The organism is Peterkaempfera griseoplana, assembly GCF_001418575.1.
GTDB lineage: Bacteria > Actinomycetota > Actinomycetes > Streptomycetales > Streptomycetaceae > Peterkaempfera > Peterkaempfera griseoplana.
Map to the genome: position 1 here is coordinate 514 of NZ_LIQR01000067.1, position 11,309 is coordinate 11,822.

Consider the following 11,309-nt stretch of genomic DNA (forward strand, 5'->3'; position numbering starts at 1 on the left):
CTACGCGCAGCCGCTGGACGTCCCGGCACTGGCCCGGATCGCCCATGTGTCGCCGGCGCACTTCAGCCGTACGTTCCGGGCCACCTTCGGCGAGACGCCGCACCGCTATCTGCAGCGCCGCCGGGTGGAGCGGGCGATGTTCCTGCTGCGGGAGAGCGGCCGCAGTGTGACGGACATCTGCTATCTGGTCGGTTTCGAGAGCCCGGGGACCTTCAGCCGCACCTTCCGCGACATCGTCGGGCGGTCGCCGAGGGAGTACCGCAAGGAGGCGGTGGCCGCCGCGGGTGTTCCGACCTGCTTCACCAAGGCGTGGACGCGGCCGATCGCCTGACCGCCGGCGCTCCCGGCACGACCCGCGGAATGAGCAGTTACGGATAAGTTCCCGGCGGCCCCCGCCGGTAGCGTGATGTGCATGTTCACCGCGATCACACACTCACAGATCTACGTCCTCGACCAGGACGAGGCCCTCGACTTCTACGTCGGCAAGCTCGGCCTGGAGGTCAACGCCGATGTCGACATGGGTTTCATGCGCTGGCTGACCGTCAGCGTCCCCGGGCATCCGGACCGCCAGGTCCTGCTGGAGAAGCCGGGTCCGCCGGCGATGTCCGAGGAGACAGCGCAGCAGGTACGCCAGCTGGTGACCAAGGGGGCGACGGGCGGCTCGCTCATCTTCGCCACGGACGACTGCCGCAAGACCTACGAGACGCTGCTGAGCCGGGGGGTGGAGTTCACCGAGGAGCCCACGGAGCGCCCGTACGGGATCGACTGCGGTCTGCGCGACCCCTTCGGCAACAACATCCGCTTCACCCAGCTGAAGGGCTGAGCCGGCCACGGCCTCCGTTCGTCCGCGGGAGGGGGGCGGCCTCGCGCCGCCCCTACGGGGGCCGCCACCTCATGGGGTGGCGGCCCCGGCCGCAGTGGCGGGGGTGAGCGGTGGCGCCGGGTCGCCGCTCCGGGCTGGTGCGCCCACCGGGGCGGCGGCCTGACCACGGCGGCACCGACTGTTGCGGCGGAGTTATCGAATGGTGTCGGAAAACCCGGGGCCGCGACCGAAGCCGGTCAAGGGCTCACCACATCTCGTTCCGACCTGCCGGAGAGCACCCCCCAGGGGCTACGATCCCTCCCGTGAACTCTTCTGAAGTGCATAGTCAACAGGAGAGGCCGGCCTCGGCGGAGTCGGCCACGGGGTCGGCGACACTGGCCGAAATCGCACGCGAAGCGGGCATATCGGCTCCGACAGTTTCGAAGGTGCTCAACGGCCGGGGCGATGTGGCCCAGGCCACCCGGGAGCGGGTGGAGGAGCTGCTGCGCCTGCGCGGCTACCGGCGCCCGCGCAGCACCGCCCAGGCCGCACCGCTGCTGGAGCTGGTCTTCCACGAGCTGGAGAGCGCCTGGGCGCTGGAGGTCATCCGCGGAGCGGAGATCGTCGCCCGGGAGGAGGGGCTCAACCTGGTGCTGACCGAGTCAGCCGGGCGGCTTAGCCTCGGCCAGTCCTGGGTGGAGGGTGTCCTGGCCCGCCGGGTCGCCGGGGTGATCCTGGTGCTCTCCGGTCTCGACCGTGCGCAGCAGGCGCAGCTGACCAGCCGCGACATCCCTTTTGTGGTGATCGATCCGGCCGGTGACCCGGGCGAGGACGTGCCCGCCGTCGGTACGACGAACTGGCAGGGCGGCCTGGCCGCCACCCGGCACCTGCTGGAGCTGGGCCATCGCAGGATCGGGCTGATCGCCGGCCCCAGCGGGATGATGTGCAGCCGCGCGCGGGTCGACGGCTACCGGGCGGCACTGGAGACGGCAGGGATCACCTTCGACCCGGCCCTCACCCGCGAGGGCGACTTCCACCACGAGGCCGGTTACACCGCGGGCCTGGAGCTGCTGCGCATGCCGGACCGGCCGACCGCCGTGTTCACCGGCAACGACCTGCAGGCGCTCGGCCTGTACGAGGCCGCGCGCGAACTGGGCCTGCGCATCCCGGAGGACCTCAGCGTGGTCGGCTTCGACGACCTGCCCCTCGCCCGCTGGGTCGGGCCGCCGCTGACCACCGTCCGCCAGCCGCTGACCCAGATGGCCGGAGCCGCCGCCCGGCTGGTGCTCGACATGGCGCGCGGCCAGCGGGTCGCCACCCCCCGGGTGGACCTGGCCACGCGGCTGGTGGTGCGGAGCAGCACCGCCCCGCCCGCGGCGCGGCCCGACTGAGACGCGCCCGGAACCGTCGACGGGGGGAGGCCGCGCCGCCGTGACCCCGGCCTGCCCGCGGACCGGGCGGCGGCCGCCCGGTCCGCGGTCCCCAGGGGCGCCGGCACTTCATCGATTCAGCGACCGGGCGGCCCTGGGGACCGCTCGGGACGCATGGCGTTAGGACGTTCCATGACGACACACCGACCTGCCGGGGTCCATGCCGCATGGCTGCCGCCGGAGGCGTTCCGGGCGATCGGCTCCCGCCGGACCCTGGTGCACGGCGCAGGTCTCCTCGTCGGGACGGTGCACCAGGAGGTCGAGCAGGCCTGCGCCCGGTACGGCGGTGCCGTCGTGCGCCTTGAGCCGCGGACGGCCGGTGAGCCGTACGACGGCGACGGCACCTTCGACCTGGTGCTCGCCCTGTCCGCACCGGAGCCCCCGCTGCCCGGGGCCGCCCAGGTGCCGGCGTGCCTCCGCGGAGAGGGCCGCCACCCCGCGCAGCCGACCGGTGACGAGGGCTACACGTTGGCCCGGCAGGGCGGGGTCACCGTGGTGCTCGCGGACGCCCCGGCCGGCCTGCTCTACGGGCTGTTCCACGTGGTCAGGCTGGGCGAGTCGGCGTTCGGCGGCGACCGTGCGCCGGAGCTGCACCGGCCTGCGGTGCGGAGCCGCATGCTGGACCACTGGGACAACGTCGACGTCCACCCCGTGATGGGGCAGGTCGAGCGCGGTTACTCCGGCGGGTCGATCTTCTGGCGCGACGGCGCTCCGCGCGGCGATCTGGCGCGGGTACGGGCCTACGCCAGACTGCTGGCCGCGTCGGGGGTGAACGCCGTCGCGCTGAACAACGTCAATGTGCACGCCACGGAGACCCGTCTGCTCACGGACCGCCTCGGGGACGTCGCCGCCCTCGCGGACGTCTTCCGCCCCTACGGGATCCGGGTGCACCTCTCGGTCGGCTTCGCCTCGCCGGTCGTCCTCGACGGGCTGCCCACGGCGGACCCGCTGGACCGGGAGGTGCGGGCGTGGTGGGCCGAGGCCGCCGGGCGGGTGTACCGGGCGGTGCCGGACTTCGGCGGCTTCGTGGTGAAGGCCGACTCCGAGGGGCAGCCCGGCCCGTTCACGTACGGGCGCAGCCACGCCGACGGCGCCAACATGCTCGCCGAGGCCCTGGCGCCGTTCGGCGGGGTGGTCCACTGGCGTGCCTTCGTCTACGACCATCAGCAGGACTGGCGGGACCGGTCCACCGACCGGGCCCGTGCCGCCTTCGACCACTTCGCCCCGCTCGACGGTGAGTTCCACTCCAACGTGGTCCTCCAGGTCAAGCACGGCCCGATGGACTTCCAGGTGCGCGAGCCCGTCTCGCCGGTGATCGCCGCGATGCCTGCCACCCGCCTCGCGGTGGAGTTCCAGGTGACGCAGGAGTACACCGGCCAGCAGCAGCATGTGTGCTATCTCGGGCCGATGTGGAGCGAGGTGCTGGGGTTCCGTCCGTGGGGGGCCGATGCGCCGACGGTGGCGGCGGTGGCCGCAGGCGGGGCCGCGTACGGCGGCGGTGCGGAGGGCGGCGGACTGGTCGCCGTCTCCAACGTGGGCGACGACCCCTACTGGACCGGGCACCCCCTCGCCCAGGCCAATCTCTACGCCTTCGGACGCCTCGCCTGGGAGCCGCGGGCGGACCCGGTCGCCGTGCTGGACGAGTGGATCGACCTGACCTTCGTCCCGGTGGTGTCCGGCGACCCCGAGCCGCTGCGCAGCACCCTGCACGCGATGATGGACGGCTCCTGGCGCAGCTACGAGCGCTGCACCGCTCCGCTGGGCATCGGGTTCATGGTCCGCCCGGGGCACCACTACGGTCCCGACGTGGACGGGTACGAGTACACGCCGTGGGGCACCTACCACTTCGCCGACCGGGACGGTCTGGGCGTGGACCGCACCCGTGCCTCGGGGACCGGCTTCGCCGGGCAGTACCCGGCGCCGTGGTCGGAGGTGTACGAGTCTCCGGAGCGCTGCCCCGACGAGCTGCTGCTGTTCTTCCATCATGTGCCGTACGGGCATGTGCTGCGGTCGGGGTCCACCGTCGTCCAGCACATCTACGACACGCACTTCGCCGGGGCGGAGGAGGCCGCGGAGTCACGGCGGCTCTGGCAGAAGCTGGGGGCGGGCGGACTGGTCGAGCCGGCGCTGCACGCCCGGGTGGCGGAGCGGCTCGACGAGCAGGTGCGGTCCGCCGAGGAGTGGCAGGACCAGGTCAACGCCTACTTCTTCCGCAAGTCCGGGGTGCCCGACGCCCACGGGCGGCGGATCCCGTAGCGCAGCAGGGCCCGGCGGGTCTCCCCGCCGGGCCCTCGTCGCCGTGCGGGCCGTCAGCCGTCCTCGCGCAGTACCGGGACGCCGTACGGAACCGGCGCGACCGGCCGCCCCCGTTCGACCCGCTCCCCGGTGATGTCGCTGCTGCGGTGGTGCCGTGCCTACGGTGCCGCGGACCGGGCCGGTGCCCCCGGCCGGGCGCAGGCGTCGGCCGGGGGCACCTTGCCGGCGTCCCGGTCCAGCAGCATCAGCAGCGGACAGGGCACGATCGCGGCGGGCAGCGGTTCGGGGGTCGTCAGGCTGTGGACCCGGGCGGCGGCCCGGGCGGGCGGTCCTCCGCCGGACTCCGGCGGCCCTCGGCGGTGGCGCTCATGCTCGGGTTCCCGGCCCGTTGCCGCCGTCGAGGCCCAGCAGCCGGCTGTCGTCCCACCACGGGGACGTCTCGTCGGTGACCGCGGTGAGCTCCAGCAGGGTCACCTCGTGGCGGGCGAGGGTGATGTCGCACTCGACGCGTCCCTGGACGACCGGGAGGCTGCGGTGGGACCTGGCGGGCTCCGCGGCCTCCCGCAGGGCGTCCAGCTGCTTCGCGCCGGGCGACATCGGCCGGCCCATCTCGCACCAGGCGGTCCAGGCGTTGCCGGCCTCCTCGGAGACCGAGGAGCGCTGTACGTAGACCGAGGAGTTCCCGGCCGTGCCGACGGGGACGGACAGCCGTACGGTGTGCCCGTCGACCGGGGTGTTGCCGGTGACGTCCACGGGTGCCCAGGCCAGGACGGTGACGCGGCCGTCAGCGTCGCGGGTCACCAGGTGGTCCTGGCCGCGGGAGAGGACCAGTTCGCCCATCCGCGCCATGAAGGCGTAGAGGTGATACGTGGGCTTCTTGATCTGACGGTGGGTCAGCAGGCCGAAGCCGCCGTGGAAGATCGAGGTCGGGATGCCGACCTCTTCGAACATGTCGCTGAAGGTCCAGTAGGAGAAGGAGTCGACCAGGTCGCCTCCGGCAGCCACCACCGGCGCCAGGTAGGCGGCATGGAAGGCCGTGTCGTGGATCGGGTTGTCCGGCCGGTAGGAGGAGTTGAACTCGGTGATGTGCACGGGCAGTTCGGCAAGGGGGCTGCCGTGCAGCTGCCGCCGAGGAGCGGCGAACTGCTCCAGCAGCAGGGACGCGGGCTCCAGGGTCTGGTGGGTCCCGAACGGGACCTCCTGGGCCGGTCCGCTGGTGTAGGCATGCCGGCTGATGAAGTCGATGGGCACCGAGCCGGCCGCCACGAAGTCGGCGAAGCGCTCCAGCCACTCCGCCTCGTAGCCGGGGGCCAGGGAGGGGCCGCCGACCTGCAGTGAGGCGTCCACATCCTTGACGGCCGAGGCGGTCACCTCGTACAGCCGGTGGTAGGCGTCCTGGTCCGCGCCGGCCCAGAAGGCCGTGAGGTTCGGCTCGTTCCACACCTCGACGGGCCAGCCGCGTACCTGGTCGAGCCCATAGCGGTCGATCAGGTGCCGGAGGGTGGCGCGGACCAGGTCCGCCCACTCCTTCCAGTCGCGGGGCGGGGTGACATTGCCCTGCCACCAGAACACCGTCTGGTCGCCGGAGGCGAGCTGGGAGGGCATGAAGCCGAGCTCCAGGAAAGGCCGGATGCCGAGCTCGAGGTACGCGTCGATCACCTGGTCCACATAGGTGAACGAGTGCCGCACGTGCCGCACACCCTGGTACTCGTACGGCCGGTGGACGCCCACCCCGTCGCTCAGCAGGCCATGGCCCCGGATGTGCCGGAAACCGATCTCCCGCTGCACCAGCGCCAGGGACTCCTGGTAGTCGCGGCGCAGCGCGAGGTCGAACCGGCCGGTCCCGACGCAGAAGCGCCACGCATCCGACAGTCGTCCTGAGGGGTGGTCGGGAACAACGATCCGCATAGTGGTGATCCTTAGTCTGGTGCTGGTCGGACGTGAGGGGATGGCCGCTGTCAGCCGTCCTTCTGCTTCCAGCGGTCGCGGGCCCGGTGGACGAGCCCGGTGCAGGAGTCTGCGTTCCTGCCCTCGTGGTCGCTCAGGTAGGGGCCCGGCACCCGGCGAGGTCGCGCGTGCCCGGGACGGACCCGGAGGCCTGCTCCCGGGCGTGGCCCCTCAGCGGCGCGTCCCCCGGGGCCGACCGCTCGCGCTCGTCGGCGCGGAGCGGGACCGGGGGCGGCACCGGGAGGCCCTTGCGGGTGTTCCTCACCTCCCGGAACGCCTTCTCCTCCGCGGAGGCGGCCGGCTCCGGCAGAGGGGTGCCGCCACCGTGGGCAACGGTGCCGGCGGAGAAGCCGGAGACCACGGTCGGCTTCGCGGCCGCCGTCGGGTGGAGGCCGAGGTGGTCGACGTCCTCGGCGAGGTGGTGGCTGCACTCCCGGCCGGCGCCGGAGCACCACAGTCGGTCGACGGCCTGCGTCACGGCGACGAAGCCCTCGCTCTCGTGGGCCTTCCCGGAGATCATGAGGCCGTTCCGCAGGGACGGGCTCCAGGAGCGGGGACGGGGCGGACCGGGACGGGAGCAGCATCCGCCCGGCCGGGGCTTCGCGCATCGGGCGACAGACCAACTGCCGTGGTGGTGCTCATCCTTGGGCCTCCCGTGCGGAGTGTGGGGGCGTCCGGGACAGGCGACGCGCGGCCACTGTCGCTGTCGCTGGTGCCCGGCCAAGCCCTTCCAGGAAGTGACACAGAGCAGCGGCTCGAAAGTTTCGCAACTTTCGCTTAATGTGCCGGGCAGCTTAAGGATGTGGCCGATGGAGTGTCAATAGGCCAGACTCTGCGGATTTCACCCTGGCCGATCCCGGTCTCGTCGCGTACATTCACCTCTGGCCAGTCCTAGACTGCGTCAAATCGAGGCAGAGATAATCGAAACTTTCGACAACGAGCATGGGGCTCCCTTGACCACTTCCGAGTCCGCAGTCAAGCCTCGCTCCGCGACGATCGCGACCATCGCCCGGGAGGTCGGCGTCTCCGTGGCAACGGTCTCCAAGGTGCTCAACGGACGCACCGACGTCGCACCCGACACCCGGGCACGCGTCGAGGCCAGTCTGGAGCGGCACCACTACCGCCGCCGCTCCAGGCGGCAGGCCGTGACCACCAACAAGATCCACCTGGTCTTCCACGAGTTCGACCACGCATGGGCCATGGAGATCATCCAGGGGGTCGAGGCCGCCGTCTCCGCCGGCGGCGCCGAACTGGTGCTGGCCCAGCTCGGGGGCCGGCACCGCCCCTCGGACCCCTGGTTGGACGTCCTGCTCGGCCGCCAGCCGATGGGAGTGCTCTTCGTCTCCTGCGGACTGACGCCGGCCCAGCAGGCGCGGCTGCACCGCCAACGGGTGCCCTTCGTCGCGGTGGACACCGACAGCGCCCCGACGGAGTCGGTGCCCTCCGTCGGCTCCAACAACTGGAACGGCGGTCTGATCGCCGCCCGCCACCTGCTGGAGCTTGGCCACACCCGCATCGCCGTCATCTCCGGCCCGGAGGACGTGCTGTGCAGCAGGGCCCGCGTCGCCGGCTTCCGCTCCGCCCACGACGAGGCGGGCCTGACGGTCGACCCCGACCTGGTGCGCTACGGCACGTTCTACCTCGACGCCGGCTACGAGCACGGCATGGACCTCCTGCGGCGGCCGGACCGTCCGACCGCGATCTTCGCCGGGTCGGACACCCAGGCCATGGGGGTGCTGCGCGCCGCCCGTCGGCTGGGCCTGCACCTGCCCGGGGACCTCTCGGTCGTCGGGTACGACAACCTTCCCGTGGCCGCCTGGATGGAGCCCGCGCTCACCACGGTCCACCAGCCCCTGCGGGACATGGCCGGCACCGCCGCCCGGATGCTGCTGGACCTGGCCGCCGGGGTGGACCTGACGACCAACCGGATCGACCTGGGGACCGAACTGGTCGTACGCGAGAGCACGGCACCGCCGCCCGGCGTCTGACCCACCCGCCTTCCCGGGCGCCGCCCGAGCCGCACCCGGAGGAACCATGGCCCTCTTCGACCTTCCGCTCGACCAGCTGGAACGCTATGTCCCCGCGGTACCGGAACCTGCCGACTTCGACGCCTTCTGGCGCACCACGCTGAAGCAGGACGAGGCCACACCGGTGATCATCGACGTCCGGCCGGTGGACAGCGGCCTGCGCCTGGTGGACACCTGGGACGTGACCTTCGCGGGCTTCGGAGGCGACCCCGTCCGGGCCTGGTACACCCGGCCCGCCCAGGTGGACGCTCCCCTCCCCGCGGTCGTCGAGTACCTGGGCTACGGCCGCGGCCGGGGCCTGCCGCACGAGCGCCTCACCTGGGCCGCGGCCGGCCATGCGCATCTGCTGATGGACAGCAGGGGCCAGGGCGACCAGTACGGCAACGGCGGCGACACCCCGGACCCGCGCAGCGGCCCGCTCGGCGGACCCGGCGCCGTGACCCGGGGCATCCTCTCGCCCGAGGACTACTACTACCGACGGCTCATCACCGACTCCGTCCGGGCCGTCGCCGCGCTCCGCGCCCTCCCCGGCGTCGACCCCGCACGCGTCGCCGCCCTCGGCAACAGCCAGGGCGGCGGCCTCGCCCTGGCGGTCGCGGGCCTGGTGCCGGACCTCGCCGCACTGATGATCTCGGCGCCCTTCCTCTGCCATCTGCAGCGCGCCATCGAGATCACCGACGCCGCACCCTACGGTGAGATCGCCGGCTTCCTCGCCGTGCACCGGGAGGCGGAGGAACAGGTCCGCCGGACGCTCTCCTACGTCGACGGCGTCTCCTTCGCACGGCGCGCGAAGGCCCCGGTCCACCTCGGCGTCGGTCTGCGCGACACCGTGTGCCCGCCGAGCACCGTGTTCGCCGCGTACAACCACTACGGCGCCGCCACCGGGACGGCCGCCACGGCGGACCGGACCGTGCATGTGTACCCGTTCAACCACCACGAGGGCGGGGAGGCGCTCCACACCCGCCGTCAGCTGGCGTGGCTCGACGCGCGACTGCGGCCCGGGCAGCAGCCGCCGCACCCGCACCCCGCCCCGACGGCGGCCTCGCCCGCACCGGCCGCAGCAGCCGCCAACAGCGTCTGAACCCCCGCTGCCGCCGAGCAGGCCCGGCGGCGGAGCCGGGCACGGGGGGTGCCCTCTTCTCCCCGACCCCCCGGACGGCTATCCTGCCGCCCATGTCCGTCTCCGAACCGCACTGACAGATCCCGCCGCCCACTGACCCGCCGCCGCCCCGTGGCACCCCACGAGCGCGACCGGTGCAGCCGGCACCCGGATCCGTCCTGCCCGCGGGTGAACCAGGGCCCGACACCGGCCCGTTCACCGGCACACCCTCTCGGAGACCCCCTTGTCACGCCTCCACGGAGGCGGTGCGTCCTATCGTGCCGTCCTCGCACTCCCCCATGCCCGCGGCCTGTTCGCCGCCGCCATGCTCGCCCGGCTCTGCTACGGACTGCTGGGCCTGCCCCTGCTGCTCTCGCTGCGCCAGGGCACCGGCTCCTACGCGGTGGCCGGTACCGCCACCGGGTTGTTCGGACTGGCCGGCGCCCTCCTCGGCCCGCTCAGGGCGCGGTTGGTGGAGCGCCGTCCCACCGCGCTGATGCGGCTGGCCCTCTGCTACGCGCTCCTGCTCACCGCCCTGGCCGCCGTCTGCGCCGCCCGCCTGCCCGCCCCGCTCGCCGTCTGCCTCGCGGTGTCGGCCGGGGTCTGCCCACCGCCGGTCGGCCCCCTGATGCGGACCCTGTGGGGCAGACTGGCCGAGGACGAGGCGCAGCGGCAGTGCGCCCTCAGCCTGGACACGGCGGCGGAGTCCACCGTCTTCGCACTCGGCCCCGTTCTCGGTGCGCTGCTGGTCGCCGTCTCCACCGCACCCGCCGCACTCACCGGATGTGCGGTGCTGGTCGTCACCGGGTTCGGCCTGCTGGCGCACTCGCTGCGCCGGACCCCCGCCCATGTCAAGGGGACGGCCGAACCGGCCGCGGGGCGCCGAAGTCCGCTGCGCGCCACCGGTTTCACGCCGGTGCTGCTGCTGGTTTTCGGTGCCGCGGCCGCGCTCTCCCTCGCCGAGATCGCCGTCGTCGCGGCCTGGGGAGCGGTGACGGCCGGGGTGCTGACGACCCTGTTCTCGGTGGGCGGCGTCCTCGGCGGCCTGGTGTACGGACGCCGTCGCTGGCGCGCCGCCCTCGCCCACCGGCCGCTCGCCCTCGCCGCGGCCTCCGCCCTCTGCTACGCGCTCCCGGTGCTGGTGTACACCGCGCCGGCCGCGGGGACGGCGCTGCTGCTCGCCGGGGCNNGGCCTACCAGCTGGTCGGCGCGCTCGTCCCGGAGAGTTCGCACACCGAGGCCGGCGCCTGGGTCAGCACCGCCTACAACCTGGGTGCGGCGCTGGGCACGGCCTGCGGGGGCGTCCTGGCCGACCGGTCCGGCCCGCCGTCCGCCTTCGGCGTCGCGGCCGGGCTGCTCGCAGCCGTCACCGCGCTGGGCGCCCTGCGCGCCCTGAGCCGCCGGAACCCCACCACCGCCCTCAAGGCTCCGTCCGGTGACGGGGTGACGCGCTGACACCGTCCGGGCGAGTGCGCCTCCGGCACGNNGCGGGCCGACCTGGCCGTCGATCTCCAGACCCCGGTCCGTCTGGAAGCGCTTGACCCCGGCGAGGGTGTCACTGCCGAAGTCGCCGTCCACCCCCGAGGCGCCCACGCTGTAGCCGCGCTTGATGAGGATGCACTGCACCTCCTTGACCGGGGCGCCGGTGTCTCCGTACTCGGTCAGCACGGTGCCGGAGTAGTAGGTGCAGTCGGTGATCCACGCGGGGGGCGGCGGCGCCGCCGGGGTGGGCGCGGCGGCGGGTGTGG

The 11,309-nt window shown here is 73.3% G+C and carries 10 protein-coding genes and 1 pseudogene; 8 read left to right on the forward strand and 3 right to left on the reverse strand.

The genetic code is table 11. From position 1 onward, the window contains the following. The 4 genes from AOK09_RS05390 to AOK09_RS05405 all read left to right on the forward strand — a co-directional run. A partial coding sequence (locus AOK09_RS05390; protein ID WP_055585966.1) for a helix-turn-helix domain-containing protein occupies positions 1-331 on the forward strand: 331 nt, incomplete at its 5' end. Positions 332-412: 81 nt separating this feature from the next. Further along, positions 413-823 carry a VOC family protein gene (locus AOK09_RS05395; RefSeq protein WP_055585967.1) on the forward strand — a complete coding sequence of 137 codons (411 nt, stop codon included), beginning with the start codon at positions 413-415 and terminating at the stop codon, positions 821-823. Between the two features lie 317 nt (positions 824-1,140). Then, positions 1,141-2,193, forward strand: a complete 1,053-nt coding sequence (locus AOK09_RS05400; protein WP_245687130.1) for a LacI family DNA-binding transcriptional regulator — start codon at positions 1,141-1,143, stop codon at positions 2,191-2,193. A 171-nt stretch (positions 2,194-2,364) separates the two neighbouring features. After that, positions 2,365-4,488, forward strand: a complete 2,124-nt coding sequence (locus tag AOK09_RS05405; protein ID WP_217698382.1) for an alpha-glucuronidase — start codon at positions 2,365-2,367, stop codon at positions 4,486-4,488. Positions 4,489-4,854: 366 nt separating this feature from the next. Here the strand turns inward: AOK09_RS05405 and AOK09_RS05410 are convergent, their stop codons facing one another. Together AOK09_RS05410 and AOK09_RS05415 are read right to left on the reverse strand one after the other, a co-directional pair. Continuing rightward, positions 4,855-6,396 (reverse strand): GH39 family glycosyl hydrolase, encoded by a 1,542-nt coding sequence (locus AOK09_RS05410; protein ID WP_055585961.1) that lies wholly within the window; start codon positions 6,394-6,396, stop codon positions 4,855-4,857. Positions 6,397-6,529: 133 nt separating this feature from the next. Continuing rightward, positions 6,530-6,955, reverse strand: coding sequence for a type 2 periplasmic-binding domain-containing protein (locus tag AOK09_RS05415; protein WP_055585962.1), 426 nt, complete (start codon positions 6,953-6,955; stop codon positions 6,530-6,532). 433 nt (positions 6,956-7,388) lie between these two features. On the opposite strand from AOK09_RS05415, the gene AOK09_RS05420 reads away from it, so the two are divergent. The 4 genes from AOK09_RS05420 (at position 7,389) to AOK09_RS43580 (ending at position 11,016) form a co-directional block, all read left to right on the forward strand. Next, entirely contained in the window at positions 7,389-8,423 is a 1,035-nt protein-coding gene (locus AOK09_RS05420) for a LacI family DNA-binding transcriptional regulator (RefSeq protein WP_055585963.1), read from the forward strand. A 46-nt stretch (positions 8,424-8,469) separates the two neighbouring features. Beyond that, positions 8,470-9,543 (forward strand): acetylxylan esterase, encoded by a 1,074-nt coding sequence (locus tag AOK09_RS05425; RefSeq protein WP_079062774.1) that lies wholly within the window; start codon positions 8,470-8,472, stop codon positions 9,541-9,543. A 262-nt stretch (positions 9,544-9,805) separates the two neighbouring features. After that, on the forward strand, positions 9,806-10,749 hold a 944-nt coding region (locus tag AOK09_RS39945; RefSeq protein WP_217698383.1), incomplete at its 3' end, for an MFS transporter. A gap of 12 nt (positions 10,750-10,761) precedes the next feature. After that, positions 10,762-11,016 carry an MFS transporter gene (locus AOK09_RS43580; RefSeq protein ID WP_407675348.1) on the forward strand — a complete coding sequence of 85 codons (255 nt, stop codon included), beginning with the start codon at positions 10,762-10,764 and terminating at the stop codon, positions 11,014-11,016. A gap of 32 nt (positions 11,017-11,048) precedes the next feature. Here the strand turns inward: AOK09_RS43580 and AOK09_RS39950 are convergent. After that, positions 11,049-11,229: pseudogene (locus AOK09_RS39950) on the reverse strand (peptidoglycan-binding domain-containing protein); the annotation flags it as partial. Between the last annotated feature and the right edge of the window lie 80 nt (positions 11,230-11,309).

Excerpts from the sequence above, each read along its gene's own strand:
- AOK09_RS05395 (WP_055585967.1), top strand. The coding sequence starts at position 413 with ATGTTCACCGCGATCACACACTCACAGATCTACGTCCTCGACCAGGAC.
- AOK09_RS05405 (WP_217698382.1), top strand. The coding sequence starts at position 2,365 with ATGACGACACACCGACCTGCCGGGGTCCATGCCGCATGGCTGCCGCCG.
- AOK09_RS05425 (WP_079062774.1), top strand. The coding sequence starts at position 8,470 with ATGGCCCTCTTCGACCTTCCGCTCGACCAGCTGGAACGCTATGTCCCC.
- AOK09_RS05410 (WP_055585961.1), bottom strand. The coding sequence starts at position 6,396 with ATGCGGATCGTTGTTCCCGACCACCCCTCAGGACGACTGTCGGATGCG.
- AOK09_RS05415 (WP_055585962.1), bottom strand. The coding sequence starts at position 6,955 with ATGATCTCCGGGAAGGCCCACGAGAGCGAGGGCTTCGTCGCCGTGACG.